The following is an 18,438-nucleotide window of genomic DNA, read 5'->3' on the forward strand; positions in this document are numbered from 1 at the left end:
TATTTAATTTAGAAAACAACGGAAAAAATTCCGTTGTTTTTTATGACAACTTTAATCCCATTAAATTAATATATCTAGTATTCAACAGAAAATTATGGTATAATATGTGTGTATAAATTTTAGGAGGAATCATGAAAAAAGTAGTTGGGATAAGATTCAAAGAAGCCGGAAAGATATATTACTTTGATCCCTGCAACTTTAGTATAAATAAAAATGATAATGTAATCGTAGAAACTTCTCGTGGTATAGAGTATGGAAATGTAGCCATTGAACCTAGAGAAGTTGAAGAATCAAAACTAGTTTCATCATTAAAACCAGTTTTGAGAATTGCTGATAACATGGATGATTATATACATGAAGAAAATAAAAAGAAAGCTAAAGATGCTATTGAAATTTGCAAAGTAAAAGCAAATGAACACGGCTTAGATATGAAATTAGTTGATTGTGAATATACTTTTGACAATCAAAAAGTTATTTTTTACTTTGTTTCTGACAATAGAATTGATTTTAGAGAATTGGTTAAGGACCTTGCATATATATTTAAAAATAGAATCGAACTTAGACAAATTGGAGTTAGAGATCATGCGAAAATAGTAGGTGCTCTCGGCTCTTGTGGTCAAGTTTGTTGTTGCAAAAGATTTTTAGGAGAATTTGCTCCTGTAACTATAAAAATGGCAAGAGATCAATCTCTATCTCTAAATCAAAATAAAATCTCAGGAACATGTGGTAGACTAATGTGTTGTTTGAAATACGAACAAAATGTTTACGAAGAAAAATTAAAAAAAATTCCACCTTGTGGTACTTATGTAATAACAAGTGAAGGCAAAGGCATTATAGTTGACAGTTATACTCTATCAGAAATTGTAAAAGTAAAGATAGTAAATGAAGATAATAACACTGAAACTATTAAACCATTTTTTGTAGATGATATTGCAGTTACAAAAGAAAGAGATATGGCTTATGCTAAAAAAGATGAAGATATTCAATTTGAATATATTGAGGAATTATTATAAGCATTAAAAAATAGAGTTGTTTCTAACTCTATTTTTTTATTATGTCAATTAATTTTTTATAATCTAATTACCAATTTTTATATATTCTATTTTGTTTCTTTCCAATAATTCTATCGCATATTCATCCATTCTATAACTATTTTCATAATAAATTTTAGAAATTCCTGCTTGGATTAAAGCCTTAGTACAATTTAAACAAGGAAAATGAGTTACATAACAAGTACAACCCTTTACTTTTATCCCTTCTCTTGCACAATACAAAAGTGCATTTTGTTCTGCATGAATCGTTGCAATACAATGTCCATCTCTCATTGTATGACCTATTTCGTCACATTGAGGATTACCTGAAATTGAACCATTATATCCAGTTGATATAATTCTATTATCCTTATTAACTAAAACACAACCAACATAAGCCCTATCACAAGTTCCTCTAGTTGCAACCATCTTCGCTAAATCCATAAAATATTCGTTCCAAGGTTTTCTCATATTCCCTCCTATTTTTACTATTAAATAATTTTATAATTTATTTATTTTTTAAAAATAAATAAATATTCATGTGCTATTAATAAAAAATTATATTTTATACTATTAGTTTTCCAAAATCCTGTAGCTTTACAGTTATGTTGCTCTTTTATTATAATTTCTTTCAAAGTAAATCCAGTTTTTTTAAATATTTCCATAACTTTAAAAGACATTGGTATCATATTACCCTTTTGTCTAGTATCACCCATTAATATAGCACAAAACTTTCCTTTTTTAAGGACTCTATAGCTTTCATTTGCAACTTTTTCCATTTGTATTAAAAAATCCTTTATATTTAATCTAGACAAGTCATTTTCCAAATCATCACTATAATTTATAATATTAGCATATGGTGGATGAGTACATATCAAATCTATACTTTCATTTTCAAGAAAAAATAAATTTCTTGCATCTCCCTTTTTAATTATCACTTTGCTATTGGATTGCTTATATTCAAAATCTACTTTTTCTTTACATCTTTGTATTGCTATATCATTAACATCGACACCTATAATATTTCTGTTCAAAAGTTTTGCTTCAACAAGGGTCGTACCCCCACCAACAAATTGATCTAATACAATATCATTTTCTTTTGAATATCTAAGAATTATATTTCTTGGTATATAAGGTGACCAATTTCCTCTCCACTTTGCATCATGAGTTGCCCAATTTCCTCTATTTGGAAAAGACCAATGTGTTGTCATTTCTAATTCAAAATCTTCAGGATCCCATTTTTTTTCTTTTTTCATGGCTATAACCTTCTATTAGACAAAAATTTCTTTAATAACATTATTTTCTAAATCATTTAAATTATATAGATGCTCCATAATGTCAAAAGTTTCCTCAAGATTATGTCTAGCACTTTCCCAACCTTTTCCATCTGTAAACCATACAAATTTTAGCCCTATTATATTATTAGATTCTATTGCTATATTTTTATAACTACGAGCAGTTTCATTAAGTTTACTTCCTCCACTACTATAAAAATTTGTTTCTATAACATAAATCATATCTTCTGTTTTAACTACAAAATCAAATCTTTTTTCAGTTTTTCCAGTATTAGAAATTGCGGATAAATCAATATTCCATCTTTTAGTAATATCACTTATATACATTTCCTTAAAATAATTAAAATCTTTAATAAATCCAGCATTTATGATATATTTCTCAACTAAATTTTCCATCACATGCCCTACTCGATTCTTTCTTGCATTTGAGTCTAATCCAGTTTCTACTCCTGTAACGTAATCTACTAAATTCGTAATTATATGATTTTGAATCAAATCAAACAATCCTGTTTTTCTCATAAACATACTATATTGTTCTATTGGTAAATTTGTTTTCTTAAAAGAATAATTAAATTCTCCAAATTCATCAATAGCATAAATTTCTTTTTTCCTGACTGCTATTAATATTGGAATACACCTCAAAACTTCAGGGTACTTTCTTAATAAATTTTCAAAATCTGACTCTATATTTTTTGAGCCTATTAATGAATTTAAAATATTTAATTCAACCTTTAGTTCATCAACATTTTTATATACCTTTTTAAAATCTGTGTAATAACTATAGTCAACAATATTTGTTCTAAAACTTGATATCCATTCTTTAAAATTACGTTCCATACATTTTCTCCTAAAAATTTGAAATTAAAAGTTCAGTTATTTTATTTCTTAAATTTCCTTTTGAGTTAATACTCCTATTTGCAAATATTCTATTTATATTATAGTTAGAATATAAATCATCAAAAAAATTATCATCAGAATTATTATTTCTTGGATCAGAATTACTCAATAAAAATTTTGCTCCAATCTTATTTATCTTATTTACAAACTCTGAAAGTTCTTTCTGATCTTCATCATCAAAAGAATCCTTACTATATGATGTAAAACTTGATGTCAACGATATCGGTCTATATGGTGGATCAATATAAACAAATGTACTATTATCTATGATATCAAGTGATTTTTTATAATCTTCACAAACTATATCTACGTTTTTTAATTTTTTTGAGATATTTACTAAGTTTATGGTATCACATATTTTAGGATTCTTATAGTCTCCAAACGGGACATTAAATTTATTAGATTTGTTTACTCTAAATAATCCATTAAAACAAGTTTTATTTAAAAATATCATCAATGCTGATTTTTTTACTATATTATCATCAGAATTAAATTTAATTATATTAAATTCATCTCTTTTTAAAAGATAATAAGATCTTCTACTCTCAATATCTAATTTTAAAAAATCTCTTTCCATTTTTTCTAAAATTAAAATTAATTCTTTAACTTTATTCTTTATACAAGAATATGTATCTATAAGATCTTCATTTATGTCACTAATATAAACTTCTTCTAGATTATATTGGTTCAAAATATCAAATAGAACAGCTCCTCCACCTATAAATGGCTCTACATATTTTGTTATATTACTATCAAAAATATAATATTTTCTTATTTCATTTAAAATTTGAGTTTTTCCGCCTGCCCATTTTAAAAATGGTTTTGCATTATTATCAAAAATTTCACTCAAAGCTTGCTCCTACTTTCCAAATAATTTTTTCTCTATTTCATCTAGTTGATTTAAAGCTTTGTCATCTAGAGTATTGAAATAGCTTTTGTTTGTAATTCTATTTTTTGTTTCATAACGATTACTTTTGTTTTTTAAATTTTCATAACGAAACAATAATTCTTTTGAAGTTAATACTATTCCACCTCTTTGTGTAACTAGTTTTTGAATAAGAGTGTCATCTGTTCCGACAGAAACTGATATTTTTCTTCCAATTTCATCCAATTTTTTTTCAATATATTGGTCTGCGGTTTCATTTTGTTTCGTATAGATAACTTCAATTCCCTTAATAATTTCTGAAGTTCCTTTAAAATTTATTTTATATGCATCAAAGACAAGTAGCAAATCTATTCCTATAAGTTTTGAAAATTCACCCATATCGTAAATTAATTCATTTCTTGCATTTTCGAAACTCAATTTTAAAAATGGTTTATATTTTTCCCAAGCATTTAAAATATTGTAACCGTCAATTATAATTAATTTTTTATTTTTCATCTCTCTGTCTTAATGCCTCATAAACTAGAATTGCACAGGCATTTGATGCGTTAAGGCTTGAAACTTTACCTTTCATTGGAAGTTTAGTTAAAAAGTCACATCTCTTTCTTATAAGTTGTCCTATTCCCTTGCCTTCATTTCCAATTACTATTGCAATATTTCCTTTAAAATCCATATCTGTATAAATTTTTTCAGCCTCTCCACAAGCACCATAAACCCATACATTTTCTTTTTGTAATTTTAAAATTGTATCTGCAATATTTGCAACTTTCGCTATTTTAATATGATTTACTGCTCCAGCAGATGATTTTTGAACAATTGAAGTAACTGGCGCTTGATTTCTCTTAGAAACTATAATTCCATGAACACCAACAGCTTCACAAGTACGAATTATTGCTCCAAAATTATGTGGATCTTCAATCTCATCAAGAATCACTAAAAACAAATCTTCATTTTTATCTTTTGCACCTTGTAATATTTCTTCGACAGTTGAATACTCAAAACTTGAAATTAAGGCACAAACTCCTTGATGAACAATTCCATCTGCCATATTTTCCAATTTGTTTTTATCAATTTCTGAAATTAGAATACCATTTGCCTTTGCTTTACCAATTATTTTATTTATTGAGCCCTTTAAATCACCTTTTAAAATATATATTTTCTCTACTTTTCTATCGCATTCTAATGCCTCTAATACAGCATTTCTTCCGAATATATAGTCGCTCATATTACACCCTTTTCCAAATAACACCATTTCTTGTGTCTTTTAATTCTATATTCATTTCTTTTAAAGCATCACGAATTTCATCAGCTCTTTTAAAATCTTTATTCTTTCTAGCTTCTTCTCTTTCTTTAATAAGTTTTTCAACTTTTTCATCTAAATTATCATCTTCTTCTTTATAAAGAAGTCCTAAAACAGAAGTTAAATCAGAAAGTAACTTAACAGCACCTTTTACTACCTTTAAATCCGTATTTTCATCAAATGTATTTGCATAACGAATAAGTTCATAAACTTTAGAAATAGCATCAGCTGTATTTAAATCGTCATCCATACAATCTAAAAATTCTTTTTTCAATTCAACTAATTTAGAAATATCTTCATCTTCTTTTTCTTCACAAATTTCTAAAAGTCTTTCCAAATGTTCTTTACCATTATACATTCTGTCAAGCCCATTTTTTGTTTGTTCCATAACTTCTCTACTAAAATTCAAAGGATTTCGATAATGTGTTGATAAAATCCAAAGTCGGATTACTTCCAAGTCATATTCTTTTTGAATATCTTTTATTGTAAAGAAATTTCCTTTTGATTTACTCATCTTTACATTATCTATATTAATCATTCCATTATGCATCCAGTAATTAGCAAAAACTTTCCCATTACAACATTCAGACTGAGCAATTTCATTTTCGTGATGAGGAAATTGTAAATCTTCTCCACCCGCATGAATGTCTATTGTATCTCCTAAATATTTCTTTGCCATGACAGAACATTCAAGATGCCATCCGGGTCTACCCATTCCCCAAGGGCTTTTCCAAGCTGGTTCACTTTCATCTTTTCTTTTTTTCCAAAGTGCAAAATCAAGAGGATTTTTCTTTTCATCAGAAATATCAATCCTTGCTCCTGCTCTTAAATCATCAATATTTTTTTTAGATAATTTTCCATAATCCTTAGCTTTTGTAATATCAAAATATACATTACCATCGACATTATATGCAATGCCTTTTTCTTCTAAAACTTTTACAAATTCTATCATCTCATTGATACATTCTGTAGCTTTTGGATGAATTGTATGACTTTCAAAAAGATTTAAACCATAGCTATCTTCAAGATATGCATCAATATATTTTTTTGTAATATCTGTAAAAGGTACATTTTCTTCTTTTGCTCTATTTATAATCTTATCGTCAATATCTGTAAAATTACTTACAAATTTTACATCATAACCTATATATAAAAGATATCTTCTCAAAGTATCATAAACAATCATAGGTCTTGAATTACCAATATGAATATAATTATAAACCGTTGGACCACAAACATAAATCAATGCCTTTCCAGCTTGAATAGGCTTAAAATCTTCTTTTTTTCTAGTTAATGTGTTGTAAATCTTCATATTACACCTCTCTATATTTTTATTTCATAGTATTTTACTACTTAAAATTATTTTATATAAAACAAAACGTCTCTTGAAAAACAAGAGACGAAAAGATTCCGCGGTTCCACTCTAATTGAAAAAATCCACTTAAATTGCTATAAAGTAGCAACCAATACTCCAAGGACGCACCTTCAACATTGATGTATTTCACCACACAACATCTCTCTAAAAATCGTTGTTTCTTTTCCTCTTCAACATATATCTTCATTTATAATAGGATACTAAATTATTAAGAAAAAGTCAATGTTTTAATTAGACTTTTCTTCTTTTATTTTTAAAAGCAAGTCAACTCTATCAGTAATAATTCCATCAACTTTTTTATTTATAAGTTTTCTCATATCTTTTTCTGTATTAATTGTCCAATAACAAACTGAGATATTATGTTTATGGAACTTATAAATTAAATATTTTGTATCTAAAGGCAATTTTTCAAATTTTGGAATCATCATCGCATGAGTATTAAATTTCTTAAAAGTATCATATCCAAAATACGAAGCCAATACAACTTCAGTAGTCTTTTTCATAGATCCTGAAATAATTATTTCCCCATGACTTATTTTTCTTAAATGTTTAAGATTTTCTTCACTGAAACTTGAAAAAATTATATTTTTTTCTAAATTATATTCTTTTACAAATTTATATAAAAGTTCTGCTGACTTTAACCCAATTTCTCCTTCATCTTTAACATCAATGCTATAAACAACTTTATCCCCAAATTTTTCAAAAAGTTTAGAAACCTCCATTGGATATAAACCTTGTACTCTATTTTCTACATAAGGAGAATCTCCATTAATATCTTTAAACTTATAACCAAAATTAAATTCCTTTAATTCATCATATGTATAATCAATAACATTCCCTGTTCCATCAGTTGTTTCATCAATGTCTTCATTATGTTGTGTTACAATTTTGCCATCTTTCGTAAGTCTAATATCAGTTTCAAAAGCATCAACTCCCATTTCGAAAGACTTCAGAAAAGCTAATTCTGTATTTTCTGGAAATAAATGACTTGAGCCTCTATGAGCAAATATTAAAGGAAATTGTCCATTTTTAAAAATTTTTCTAGCCTTTCTTTCTTTTTTAAAACATGAAAATTGTAAAACTATATAAATTATAATTATAAATACCAATAAAAACTTAAAAAATAAACTCATAAACCCCATCTCCTAATTATTTATAATAAAATCTAATATAATTATATCATATAAATATAAATTATGATATAATTATGATATAATTATATTATCATATTTTATTAAGGAGATTAACAAAGGTTGATGTATTATGTTAGAAGATTTTTTTGGAGATAAAAAATATTTCCTTAGAACTATTTTTTTTATACTAATGGGTGATTTGATTTGCTCATTTGCAGTTGTTAAATTTTTAGTGCCTGCAGGACTTCTTTCAGGTGGACTTGGTGGTATTGGACTTATGATTGAATACTTGACTGGTCTTCCTACAGGTATTTCAGTATTCATATTGAATTTACCTATGATGATTGTTGGTGCATTTTTTTTGAAAAAAAAGTTTATGACTTATGCATTTTTATCTACTTTTATCTATTCATTTATATTAGTTGCAATGCGTCATATTCCAATAGATTTCAAACTTGATAACAATATGTTATATGCAATTTTTGGTGGTTTCATAAATGGTTTTGGAATGGGAATTTTATTCAAACATGGTGCATGTCAAGGCGGACTTGATATTTTAGCAACAATTTTTAAAACAAAACTTAATGTAAACATTGGTTCATCTTTAATGGCCATAAATGCAATTATAATAGGAGTTGCCTCTTACATCTTTAGTCTTGAAAGGGGTCTTTTAACTATTGTTTCAATGTATGTTGCTTATAAAATGCTTGATAAAATACAAATGGGCTTTGGAGATACAAAAGAAATTATGATTATAACATCAAAACAAAGAGAAGTTACAGACAGAATTTTATCAGATTTACATAGAGGTGTTACACTTCTACATGGAGAAGGTGCATTTACACATAAACAACAGAATGTCGTATATTGTATAGTAAGTACAAGACAAGTTGTAACTATAAAAAGAATTTTAGATGAAGTTGATCCATCAGCATTTTTAATAATATCTGAAGCTTATGAAGTTAAGGGTCGTGGATTTAAAGTACAAGAAATTTAGGAGGCGTTTATTTTGAATAATATTATAACATTTAATGAACTTAAAGAAATAGCAAAAAAAATAGCAATGGATGATGATAGAGTTGAAAAGCTCTATATTGAACAATTAGAAACACAAAGCATGTCCAGTGATGTAGGCTTTTTTAATGTTTTATTTTTTGTAAAAGATTTATCCTTTGATGATGACTCTTTTGAATTGATTGAACGTTTCGGCGATGTATTAACTATGTTTGAAAATACTGAAAATGAAAATTTAATCGAATATAAAATAATTTATGAAAACTTCACACAAGGGATTTTTAGAATAGTATCTAATGAATCTTTAGATATTCTTGGAGAACTTGAAGAAAAATACATTTGTGTGCTTAATAAAGATGAAAACAAGAAAGCAAGTTTGTATATTGAAAGAAAAACACAAAAACTAACAGATGAAGAATTTCTAGTAAATACTTGTGAATTTTTCTGGAATGTGTTAAAATTCGGAAATAAATTATACACAAAAGAATTTTTAAATGTATCAGAAGAATATAGAAAACTTTTATCTCTACTTGATGAACATTTAAAACATTATGTTCTTTCTGAAAATAAATACGTTATAGATCTTGGAAAAGAAAATAAATTAGTTTTTAACTATGTTGACACAGATATTTTTGAAAAATATCTACATTGTTACTCTGAATTAGAAATAGAGTCTCTATGGACAGCCCTATTTAACATATGTGCTCTTTTTAGAAGACTTTCTCTTCAAATCGCTCTTAATTTAAGATTTGACTATGCAAAAGAATTAGATAGAGATACTGTAACATTCTTAAGAGAATTAAAACAAAAAGCAAATAACAGATAGATTAAATTTTCGAAAATTCTTATATACTAAAAACTTCCAATACTATTTTAAATAATAATTTTGGAAGTTTTTTCTTTGAGCATAATTTAAACATAGTAAATTTTAATTTACTACTATTTTTTGCTCATAGATTATTGTAAATTTAATACAAAAATTATTCAAACATTTAATTCGAATATAATCAACTGTTGGAATTTCATTCTTAAAAATATTCTTCAACACAAAACATTTTGACATAATTGGAGCTTTGAGAGATCTCTCCACTACAGTTGAGATGACGTGTTAAGAGCTTTGCTTTGTAAAGGCGATACGACGTTAAATATTTTGTTTTTTACAAAATTTTTAAATAATTTTTGAAGTTTTTTTACTTTTAACGTAAAGCTATTTACCGAAGATTTATCATTATACGTTATTTCGAGCGTAGTCGAGAAATCTCATAACTTTATTTATAATACAATATTTTCTGCAATGCTCCGCATCGGGTGGGTTCCAGGGAAACTTGTTGTTTCACAAAAAAAGTGCATCATTTCGATGCACTTTTTATATCTAAATATTTAATTTTAGTTTTAATGAAATCCAAATTTCTTTACACTTGAACCTCGATTTTAGTTTTTGTAAATCTATCAAAAATAATACTTTAGCATAAACTAGCTAATCACCGATAAATTTTTATATCAATAACCTTCTCTGTCTTTCCATACTATATACATACAATCTTATGATAAATCTACAACCACATTGCTCGTAATATCTTTTGTGTCTATATATTACTTCACATTGTATCTTTAGTATAATTTAATCTCACTAATCTTAATCATTATATCAGTTATATAATCCTAATTTGATATATTTCTTTAAGTCTTTAGATACTTTATTAATCTCATATCTATTTTTTAAATACTCAAATATCTTAATACTTTTATATTTAATTGTATAAGCAACAAATATTTTAACATTTTCATATTTGATTTTATAAATATTCAAACATCTTAACATCCTGATATCTTTTATAAAAATACTATGACATTTCAGTTCTCTTATATTTACACAAATATCTAAATATCTTAATACTCTTGACCTTATTTTTTTAAATAATCAAGTATTGCAATTATCTTATATTTATTTTTTAATACTTGATTCAGTATCTCATACTTAATTTTTATTTCAAACTTCTTATCATACAACTCAATACTCTGATTTTGTTAAAATCTAGATTAGCTTTTTATAATTTTACTATACTACTTTCCAATCTTCTAATTCACAAAATATATTATCTGCTGTTCAAGTTGCTGGCATCGTAAGTTTTTACTAAAAACCAATGATACTGCAACTCTGATAAAATTGTTTTTAATATTTTCATTGGTCTTACCTCCAGTCTTCAAACTATTTAACGCGTTATCTTGTTTGTTAACTATATTATACCCCAATAATTTTACTTTGTCAACACTTTATTGTGATTTTTTTAAATTTTTTTCACTTTTTTTATGTTTTTTTGTTATTTTTTATAATTTTTTTGAATTTTTATCTATATTTTTAATTTTTTCACAATAAAAATAACATTAATTTTATTTAATATAAATTTTTACAAAAAAAGCAGTACTATAGTTTTAAATAAACTAGACTCTGCTTGTTCTTTATTTATTTATTAATAATACCACAACTACTACAATTGATAATATTATTGTTACTAATAAAAGTAATAATATTTTTTTGCTAGAAATTTTATTGTCATCGTCTTTATTTAGGAAGATATTAAGTGCAAATGTAAAAATATTTAATAATAACAATCGTACATTAAGCTTCTTCCTTCTTCATAACCAATTTTTAATATATTTTACTTTATCTATTTTAGAAAATTCATTATACAATTTAAAATACATTTTTAACTTATTGTAAATTCTTTATTTTCCTTAATATCTTAGATTTTTTCTTTCCAACTCCAAAAGTTTTTGTTTTATTTCTATTCCTTCAGCATATCCTACAAGTTTTCCATCACTTCCTATAACTCTATGGCAAGGAATTAAAATCGGCAATTTATTTTTATTATTCGCTCCACCTACCGCTCTTTGCGAATTTTCATTTTCAATTCTTCTTGCAATATCTTTATAACTACAAGTTTCTCCATAAGGAATTTCTAATAAAGCCTTATAAACCTTTAATGCAAACTCGCTTCCATCTACTTTAAACGGGAATGTAAAGTTTTTTCTTTTTCCACAAAAATATTCTTCTAATTCTTTTTTTGCCAATTTTAAAACTTTATTTTTAGAATCAATATTATTCTTATCTTTTACAAATTTAATTTCAATTATTTTGTTATCTTCCTCTATAACTTTAATCTTTCCAACTAAAGTATCAAAAACTATGTAATTCATATTCCACTCCATAAAAAAGAGATGAAATTCATCTCTTAAAATTAATCAACTACAAAAATTCCCCCATTTAGTTCTTTTATAAATCCCTTAAGTTCCAATGCAGTTAAAATTGTATTTGTTTCAATAATTGAAAAACCTGTTATTGTTGAAATTTTATTTTGAGATTTCGGCTCTTCATTAATTAAATTATAAATCAAAAGTTCTTTAGCATCCAAAATATTCAAATCTTTTTCTTCTTTATTTTTATTTAAAATAAATTCTGAAAAATCAATAACCCCGTCTATAATATCCTGATAATTCGTAGCAATCAATGCTCCATCTTTTATCAATTTATTCGTTCCTTTACTGTATAAACTGTTTATATTTCCTGGAAGTGCAAAAATTTCTTTTGACTGTTCATTTGCAAATCTTGAAGTTATAAGTGTACCTGAACGATCTTGTGCTTCGATAACCAATAATGCTTTTGAAAGTCCTGAAATAATTCTGTTTCTAACAGGAAAATTATGAGCTAAAGGTGGCATTCCTATAGGAAATTCACTCATAACTGCGCCATTTTTTATAATTTCATCATACAATCTGTAATTAGTTTTAGGATAGGCTATATCAACTCCACAACCTAAAACGGCTATCGTTCTTCCACCTGATTTTAAAGCAGCTCTATGTGAAATGGAATCAATACCTAATGCCATTCCTGAAACAATCCTTATTCCAAGTTCTGAGATTGACCTTGCAAAATATTCTGTTGCCCAAGCTCCATAATTGGTACATTTCCTAGAGCCTACAATTGAGAGAGCAAATTTATCTTCAGGTAAAATATCTCCCTTATAGTAAATAACTTGTGGAATATATTCAATATCTTTTAGATTAATAGGATAATTTTCACTCAAAACACTTACATATTTAACTTTCTTTTTCTCTAAAAAATCCCTATAAGCATCTGAATTAAATTTTTTTCTCTCTTCAACTAATTTTTCGATATTATTTTTAGTTAAAAGCTTATTTTCTTTAAAATATTCTCCAGATAAATCAAAAATCTCCTCAATATGTTCCAAAGTAAAATGATTTAATAATTCATCTTTAATTTTATAATCAAAATTCAAATAACTTAAAAATAACAAAGCATCTTCATTTCTCATAACTAACTCCAATATTTATTACTTAAACTTCTATATAACTTAAATACTTCATAAATTATTTAATTCAATAAATAGGATTTTATCTTTTTGATGGTTTTGATAAAAAGAAAAGATATAATCCAAATAACAATTTAATTAAAGCATCAATATATGCAATAATTGACAAAGACATATCAGAATAAATATATCCTATTGCAATATTTATACTACAAACTATTCCTAATAAAATCATTGATTTACCATGAACAAAATAAAATGGAAAAAAATGAATTGCAGTAGCCATCAATGCACCCAACCAAATTAATCTCCAATTTTCTGTTGCGAAAAATGATCCCCCTAATAAAAACATCAATATGAATAATAAAATTACTGAATATAAAGAAACTTTATTTTGAAATTTAGTTGAATTTCCAGTTGATAATTTATTAATAAGCTTTTTATTCATATTAATTGAAAGAAAACTAATAATATATCCAAAACTAAATACTTGCATATTTATTATTTGTTTTCCTCCTATTAAAGTAGCCAATGCAATAACTAAACCAACTACGATTAACCATAACCCACATGATTTCTTATGGTTAAATTCTAATTTCTCTTCCTTGTGGTATTCTAAAAATGACATAAATAATCTCCTGTTTATTTCTAAATTTTTTGAATTCTTAATCTTTATTTATAATAATGCAAATTCTAAATATTAGATTCTATATTATTATTTAAATACATCAAATTCTTAATTAATAAAAACTAACTCCAATATTTATTACTTAAACTTCTATATCTGATAGCTTCTAACAGATGTTCTTCCTTGATTTCTTCACTTCCGTCCAAGTCTGCAATTGTTCTTGTCAACTTCAAAATTTTATTAAAAGATCTCGCTGAAAACTTAAACTTTTTAAAAGCAAACTCTATAATTTTTTCAAGTTTTTCATCTAAAATAATATATTTCTTAATCTGTCTTGCAGAAAGATTCGCATTATTATATATTTTTTCATTTTTATATCTTTCAAGTTGAATTTTTCTAGCTTTTTCAACTCTTTTTCTAATATACGCAGAAGTTTCTAAAACTTCCTTTGAGGATAAATCATCATATTTTACAGGCTCAACTTCAACTTGAATATCAATTCTATCAAGTATTGGCCCTGAAATTTTGCTCAAATATCTTTGTATTTGTAACTGTGAACAAGTACATTTTTCGGTTTGAGATCCATAATTTCCACAAGGGCAAGGATTTAATGCACAAACAGTTACAAAATTTGAATAATAAGTAATTGACGAATTAGCCCTTGAAATAGTAACTTTTCCATCTTCCATAGGCTGTCTTAAAACTTCAATTGCCTGTTTTGAAAACTCTGGAAATTCATCCAAAAACAAAACTCCATTATGAGCAAGAGAAACCTCTCCCGGTTTTGGAATTTTACCTCCACCTACAAGAGAAATAGGACTGCTTGTATGATGTGGAGATCTAAAAGGTCTTTGAGTAACCAATTTATTATTTTTAAGTTTTCCGGCTATTGAATATATTTTTGTACATTCAATACATTCCTCAAAAGTTAATTTAGGTAAAATTGTCGGTAATCTTTTAGCAATCATAGTTTTCCCACTCCCCGGTGGGCCAACCATCAGCAAATTATGTCCTCCTGCAGCAGAAATTTCCATTGCTCTTTTTAAATTTTCCTGACCTTTTATGTCTGAAAAATCTATATCATATTTTATTTCTTCATCTAAATTTACTTTTGCGATTTCTTCTTTCTTTATTTCGATAACTCCATTTAGACAATCAACTAATTCTTTTAAATGTGAAATTGGATAAATCTCAATTCCTTGGACTATATTAACTTCATTTTTAATAGCATTAGGAATAAAGAACTTTTTAAAACCAAGCTCTTTTAAAGAGATAATCATAGGTAAAGCTCCGTCAAAAGTTATAACTCTTCCGTCCAGAGAAAGCTCACCTAAAAAAACAGTTTTTTCATCAGGTAAATACTCAATAACTCCAATAGCAAGTAACATACTCACAGCTATTGCTAAATCAATTTGAGAACCATCTTTTTTTAAATTTGCAGGAGCTAAATTTATCGTAACTCTTCCAGGTGGAATAGAAAATCCACTATTTGAAATTGCTGATTTTACCCTTTCCTTTGATTCTTTTATAGATAAATCAGGAAGTCCAACAATATTAAAAGCCTGAAGTCCACTTGATAAATCTGCTTCAACATCAATATCATAACCATTTAATCCATTTAACACACAAGTCTTGGTCTTTGAATACATATCTTACCTACTTTCTAGCACATTCGGATGCCGTTCCTAAAAGTATTTGAAGTCCATGCTCTACGGAATCTATAATATACTCTAAAGATTCTCTAACAGCTTTTGGACTACCGGGTAAATTTATAATTAAGCTGTCGTTTCTAATAACTGAAACAGCTCTTGAAAGCATTGCTCTCTTTGTAATTGTCAAACTGTATTGTCTTATGGAATCACAAATTCCAAATGCGTTTTTAGTCGCAACATTCAAAGTTGCTTCAGGTGTAACATCTCTTTTACTAAAACCCGTTCCACCTGTTGTTAAAATTAAATTAGCACCTAAAACATCACTAGCATATTTTAACTTTTCTTCTATTATTGCTTGATCATCCGGAATAATAATCTTATCAAGAACTTCATAATTATTTTCTTTTAATATCTCAACAATTACTTCGCCTGAAGTATCAACTCTCTCACCAACTGACCCCTTGTCAGAAACGGTAATTACATAAGCAGTAAACATAAATCCTCCTAAAAAGCATTTTCTATATGTGTAATTTTATGATTGTCAAAAATTATTTCTATAACATCAAAACGAATTTTTGCTCCAAACAAATTTTTCTCCATCATATAAATCTGTGCAACGTCTTGTATCTTTTTTATTTTACTTCCATTTACAAACTCTCTGGGAAAACCAAAATTTATATTTTTTCTAGCCTTAACCTCAATAAAAACTAAAAAATCTTTATCTTTTGCTATTATATCAATCTCTCCAAAAGGTTTTAAAAAATTTCTCTCAACAATTTCATATCCCTTTTCTAAAAGAAATTTAACAGCCATATCTTCCCCTAAATTTCCAATATCTTTAGCTTTCATATTCTTTTTTCTTTTCAAAATATTTCTTCAAAAAAGTTACTCTATGAATAGGAGTAACTCCATTTTCATCAATACCTTTATAATGAGCCTTTGTACCATACCCTACATTTTTTATAAAATTATAGTTAGGATACTTTTTCTCATACTCAACAAACATACTATCTCTGTATTCCTTTGCAATTATTGAAGCGCAGGAAACCACATAAGAAAGCTCATCTCCGTGAATCAAATTAATTTGCGGAATATCAACATCAACTTTTTCTGCATCAGTTATCAAAAAATCACCTGAAACTGTATTTCCTTCTAAATCCTTAATATTTGAAATTGCAATCTTCATAGCAAGTCTACTCGCCTGTTTAATATTTATTTCATCAATTTTTACATTATCCACAATTCCAATTCCATAGCCTACACATTCTTCTAAAATTTTATCATAAAGTGCAAGTCTTTTCTTTTTGGAAAGCTTCTTACTGTCCGTTACTCCCTCAATCTTACTATCTTTTTTCATTATAATCGCACAAGAAACGACAGGACCGGCAAGACAACCTCTTCCAACTTCATCAACGCCAATAATTAAATTATATTTTTTGTAGATATTCTCTAGTTCTTCTTTAATTTCCATTATCTTCCTCAAATTTTTCAATATCTTCCACAGTCTCTAAAGTTATTCTTCCAAGTTTTACTTTTCTAAAATCATCTAAAACTAAATTTGCAACTTTAAAATAATCAATTTCATTTTTCTTTAAAATTGCTCCTCTATTTCTTCCGATTTCATCCATTAAATACAAAGTGTCCTCATAAGAGTCCTCAGATAGATTATATCTTTTTTTCAGAATATTTACATCTCTTTTATTTAATTCATCAATAAAACGAAAAGCTAAATTTTCAATATCCATAATCTCATCTTTAATTGCACCTGTAAAAGCTAAATGTAAACCGATTCTCTCATCTTCAAACTTAGGCCAAAGAACGCCCGGAGTATCTAAAAGCTCCAAATCATTCTTTGTCTTAATCCATTGAACCTGTTTTGTAACACCAGGTCTATCTCCTATTTTAGCACTCTTTCTCTTTGAAATTGAATTAATAAAAGTGGATTTCCCAACATTTGGAATTCCTACAATCATCATTCTAATTGTCTTTGCAGAAAGATTTTTTTCCTCAAGCTTTTTAAATTTATCAGCCAACATCTCTTTAGCAACTGAATAAATCTTGTCCAAACCCTTTGAATGAAGTGCATCTACAACAACAGCTCCATAACCTTTTTTTCTATAATAACTAAGCCACTTTTTAGTCTCATTTTCATCAGCCATATCTGATTTATTCAAAATCATAATTCTTGGCTTATCCTTTAAAACATCATCAATAACAGGATTTTTACTGCTTATTGGAATTCTTGAATCAATAATTTCTCCAACAATATCAACCAATTTTAATGATGATCTTATATTATCCATAGTCTTTTTCATATGACCCGGATACCAATTTATATTCATTATTTCCTCCATTTTTTATATTTATATATAAGTAAGGAGGTAGAATATATCTCCCTCCTGTATAATTTTGTAAATCTAAATATAGATTATAAAGAATTATTTTTTAAAAATTTTTAAAAAATAAAATATAGCGGATATTACGGATAAAACTAGTGAAATGCTACAAAGTACAATACCTATAATTTTAGTACTATCTAATTTTCCAACTGTAAGATTGAAATATATAGCATATGTCAAAAACAAAGAAAATATTAACATTATAGCGAAGTAAATATAGTTTTTGTATCGAGAACTGTTCGTCTTTCTTATTACTGCTTTTGCTAAATATCTACTAAGTAATCTCATAAAATATCCCTCCTATTATCATACTTTTATCATGTATAATAAATTCTTTTTAATATTATAATACAATTAGATTATAAATCTATAAATGTTTTTTGTCAATGTTTATAATCTTTGACTTGTATTTTCACAATAAAAAACAGAGTAAAATTTTATTACTCTATTTTTTAACTGTTTACTAAAACTTTATATTATTATATAATTACTTTGCATTC

The 18,438-nt window shown here is 26.5% G+C and carries 20 protein-coding genes; 3 read left to right on the plus strand and 17 right to left on the minus strand.

The genetic code is table 11. From position 1 onward, the window contains the following. Positions 1-131: 131 nt before the first annotated feature. The gene (locus VJI77_RS01850; protein ID WP_004833069.1) at positions 132-1,013 is read left to right on the plus strand and encodes a PSP1 domain-containing protein; all 882 of its coding nucleotides are present in this window, start codon (positions 132-134) and stop codon (positions 1,011-1,013) included. Positions 1,014-1,076: 63 nt separating this feature from the next. Here VJI77_RS01850 and VJI77_RS01855 read toward each other — a convergent pair whose 3' ends face one another. The 8 genes from VJI77_RS01855 to VJI77_RS01890 form a co-directional block, all read right to left on the minus strand. Further along, the gene (locus tag VJI77_RS01855; protein ID WP_009372833.1) at positions 1,077-1,502 is read right to left on the minus strand and encodes a deoxycytidylate deaminase; all 426 of its coding nucleotides are present in this window, start codon (positions 1,500-1,502) and stop codon (positions 1,077-1,079) included. A 41-nt stretch (positions 1,503-1,543) separates the two neighbouring features. Continuing rightward, on the minus strand, positions 1,544-2,287 hold the full coding sequence (locus tag VJI77_RS01860; RefSeq protein WP_248110287.1) for a TRM11 family SAM-dependent methyltransferase: 744 nt from the start codon (positions 2,285-2,287) through the stop codon (positions 1,544-1,546). A gap of 15 nt (positions 2,288-2,302) precedes the next feature. Beyond that, a complete protein-coding gene (locus VJI77_RS01865; protein ID WP_323988030.1) occupies positions 2,303-3,163 on the minus strand; it encodes a type II restriction endonuclease in 861 nt (286 codons plus the stop codon). A 10-nt stretch (positions 3,164-3,173) separates the two neighbouring features. Beyond that, on the minus strand, positions 3,174-4,073 hold the full coding sequence (locus VJI77_RS01870) for a DNA adenine methylase (protein ID WP_323988031.1): 900 nt from the start codon (positions 4,071-4,073) through the stop codon (positions 3,174-3,176). Between the two features lie 9 nt (positions 4,074-4,082). Beyond that, positions 4,083-4,604, minus strand: a complete 522-nt coding sequence (locus VJI77_RS01875; protein WP_323988033.1) for an NYN domain-containing protein — start codon at positions 4,602-4,604, stop codon at positions 4,083-4,085. Continuing rightward, positions 4,594-5,331: a 23S rRNA (guanosine(2251)-2'-O)-methyltransferase RlmB gene (rlmB, locus tag VJI77_RS01880; RefSeq protein ID WP_029948591.1), complete on the minus strand. Its 738-nt coding sequence runs from the start codon at positions 5,329-5,331 to the stop codon at positions 4,594-4,596. Before rlmB ends, VJI77_RS01875 begins: the two co-directional genes overlap by 11 nt. Before the next feature lies 1 nt (position 5,332). Beyond that, a complete protein-coding gene (gene cysS / locus VJI77_RS01885; RefSeq protein WP_323988035.1) occupies positions 5,333-6,718 on the minus strand; it encodes a cysteine--tRNA ligase in 1,386 nt (461 codons plus the stop codon). 290 nt (positions 6,719-7,008) lie between these two features. Next, complete coding sequence (locus tag VJI77_RS01890) at positions 7,009-7,914, minus strand: glycerophosphodiester phosphodiesterase (protein WP_323988037.1); 906 nt, start codon at positions 7,912-7,914, stop codon at positions 7,009-7,011. A 130-nt stretch (positions 7,915-8,044) separates the two neighbouring features. Here VJI77_RS01890 and VJI77_RS01895 point away from each other — a divergent pair, with 130 nt between their 5' ends. Together VJI77_RS01895 and VJI77_RS01900 are read left to right on the plus strand one after the other, a co-directional pair. Further along, positions 8,045-8,911 (plus strand): YitT family protein, encoded by an 867-nt coding sequence (locus VJI77_RS01895; protein WP_293441063.1) that lies wholly within the window; start codon positions 8,045-8,047, stop codon positions 8,909-8,911. 12 nt (positions 8,912-8,923) lie between these two features. Beyond that, positions 8,924-9,754 (plus strand): aminoglycoside 6-adenylyltransferase, encoded by an 831-nt coding sequence (locus VJI77_RS01900; RefSeq protein ID WP_323988039.1) that lies wholly within the window; start codon positions 8,924-8,926, stop codon positions 9,752-9,754. A gap of 1,910 nt (positions 9,755-11,664) precedes the next feature. On the opposite strand, the gene VJI77_RS01905 is transcribed toward VJI77_RS01900, so the two are convergent. From VJI77_RS01905 to VJI77_RS01945, 9 genes are all read right to left on the minus strand, one after another. Further along, on the minus strand, positions 11,665-12,126 hold the full coding sequence (locus tag VJI77_RS01905) for a methylated-DNA--[protein]-cysteine S-methyltransferase (protein WP_323988040.1): 462 nt from the start codon (positions 12,124-12,126) through the stop codon (positions 11,665-11,667). Positions 12,127-12,167: 41 nt separating this feature from the next. Then, positions 12,168-13,262, minus strand: coding sequence for a DNA-processing protein DprA (dprA, locus tag VJI77_RS01910; protein WP_323988041.1), 1,095 nt, complete (start codon positions 13,260-13,262; stop codon positions 12,168-12,170). 79 nt (positions 13,263-13,341) lie between these two features. Further along, positions 13,342-13,887: a DUF6609 family protein gene (locus VJI77_RS01915; RefSeq protein ID WP_323988043.1), complete on the minus strand. Its 546-nt coding sequence runs from the start codon at positions 13,885-13,887 to the stop codon at positions 13,342-13,344. Between the two features lie 122 nt (positions 13,888-14,009). After that, the gene (locus VJI77_RS01920; RefSeq protein ID WP_323988045.1) at positions 14,010-15,536 is read right to left on the minus strand and encodes a YifB family Mg chelatase-like AAA ATPase; all 1,527 of its coding nucleotides are present in this window, start codon (positions 15,534-15,536) and stop codon (positions 14,010-14,012) included. A gap of 7 nt (positions 15,537-15,543) precedes the next feature. Next, positions 15,544-16,035 carry a MogA/MoaB family molybdenum cofactor biosynthesis protein gene (locus VJI77_RS01925; protein WP_313960940.1) on the minus strand — a complete coding sequence of 164 codons (492 nt, stop codon included), beginning with the start codon at positions 16,033-16,035 and terminating at the stop codon, positions 15,544-15,546. Between the two features lie 8 nt (positions 16,036-16,043). After that, positions 16,044-16,388 (minus strand): YraN family protein, encoded by a 345-nt coding sequence (locus VJI77_RS01930; protein WP_009372824.1) that lies wholly within the window; start codon positions 16,386-16,388, stop codon positions 16,044-16,046. Next, positions 16,378-17,010 (minus strand): ribonuclease HII, encoded by a 633-nt coding sequence (locus VJI77_RS01935; RefSeq protein ID WP_009732764.1) that lies wholly within the window; start codon positions 17,008-17,010, stop codon positions 16,378-16,380. The genes VJI77_RS01930 and VJI77_RS01935 overlap by 11 nt, the downstream gene beginning before the upstream one ends. After that, positions 17,000-17,881: a ribosome biogenesis GTPase YlqF gene (ylqF, locus tag VJI77_RS01940; protein WP_323988047.1), complete on the minus strand. Its 882-nt coding sequence runs from the start codon at positions 17,879-17,881 to the stop codon at positions 17,000-17,002. Before ylqF ends, VJI77_RS01935 begins: the two co-directional genes overlap by 11 nt. Positions 17,882-17,977: 96 nt before the next feature. After that, on the minus strand, positions 17,978-18,226 hold the full coding sequence (locus tag VJI77_RS01945; protein WP_039868367.1) for a hypothetical protein: 249 nt from the start codon (positions 18,224-18,226) through the stop codon (positions 17,978-17,980). Positions 18,227-18,438: the final 212 nt, after the last annotated feature.

It is taken from the genome of Parvimonas sp. D2, from assembly GCF_035282635.1.
Taxonomy (GTDB): Bacteria; Bacillota; Clostridia; order Tissierellales; family Peptoniphilaceae; genus Parvimonas.

What these genes read in the sequence shown, in the direction of transcription:
- VJI77_RS01890 (WP_323988037.1), bottom strand. Translation starts at nt 7,914, where the DNA reads ATGAGTTTATTTTTTAAGTTTTTATTGGTATTTATAATTATAATTTAT.
- VJI77_RS01860 (WP_248110287.1), bottom strand. Translation starts at nt 2,287, where the DNA reads ATGAAAAAAGAAAAAAAATGGGATCCTGAAGATTTTGAATTAGAAATG.
- VJI77_RS01875 (WP_323988033.1), bottom strand. Translation starts at nt 4,604, where the DNA reads ATGAAAAATAAAAAATTAATTATAATTGACGGTTACAATATTTTAAAT.
- ylqF (WP_323988047.1), bottom strand. Translation starts at nt 17,881, where the DNA reads ATGAATATAAATTGGTATCCGGGTCATATGAAAAAGACTATGGATAAT.
- VJI77_RS01915 (WP_323988043.1), bottom strand. Translation starts at nt 13,887, where the DNA reads ATGTCATTTTTAGAATACCACAAGGAAGAGAAATTAGAATTTAACCAT.
- VJI77_RS01865 (WP_323988030.1), bottom strand. Translation starts at nt 3,163, where the DNA reads ATGGAACGTAATTTTAAAGAATGGATATCAAGTTTTAGAACAAATATT.
- VJI77_RS01925 (WP_313960940.1), bottom strand. Translation starts at nt 16,035, where the DNA reads ATGTTTACTGCTTATGTAATTACCGTTTCTGACAAGGGGTCAGTTGGT.
- VJI77_RS01855 (WP_009372833.1), bottom strand. Translation starts at nt 1,502, where the DNA reads ATGAGAAAACCTTGGAACGAATATTTTATGGATTTAGCGAAGATGGTT.
- VJI77_RS01895 (WP_293441063.1), top strand. Translation starts at nt 8,045, where the DNA reads ATGTTAGAAGATTTTTTTGGAGATAAAAAATATTTCCTTAGAACTATT.
- cysS (WP_323988035.1), bottom strand. Translation starts at nt 6,718, where the DNA reads ATGAAGATTTACAACACATTAACTAGAAAAAAAGAAGATTTTAAGCCT.
- rlmB (WP_029948591.1), bottom strand. Translation starts at nt 5,331, where the DNA reads ATGAGCGACTATATATTCGGAAGAAATGCTGTATTAGAGGCATTAGAA.
- VJI77_RS01920 (WP_323988045.1), bottom strand. Translation starts at nt 15,536, where the DNA reads ATGTATTCAAAGACCAAGACTTGTGTGTTAAATGGATTAAATGGTTAT.
- dprA (WP_323988041.1), bottom strand. Translation starts at nt 13,262, where the DNA reads ATGAGAAATGAAGATGCTTTGTTATTTTTAAGTTATTTGAATTTTGAT.
- VJI77_RS01850 (WP_004833069.1), top strand. Translation starts at nt 132, where the DNA reads ATGAAAAAAGTAGTTGGGATAAGATTCAAAGAAGCCGGAAAGATATAT.
- VJI77_RS01935 (WP_009732764.1), bottom strand. Translation starts at nt 17,010, where the DNA reads ATGGAAATTAAAGAAGAACTAGAGAATATCTACAAAAAATATAATTTA.
- VJI77_RS01905 (WP_323988040.1), bottom strand. Translation starts at nt 12,126, where the DNA reads ATGAATTACATAGTTTTTGATACTTTAGTTGGAAAGATTAAAGTTATA.
- VJI77_RS01945 (WP_039868367.1), bottom strand. Translation starts at nt 18,226, where the DNA reads ATGAGATTACTTAGTAGATATTTAGCAAAAGCAGTAATAAGAAAGACG.
- VJI77_RS01930 (WP_009372824.1), bottom strand. Translation starts at nt 16,388, where the DNA reads ATGAAAGCTAAAGATATTGGAAATTTAGGGGAAGATATGGCTGTTAAA.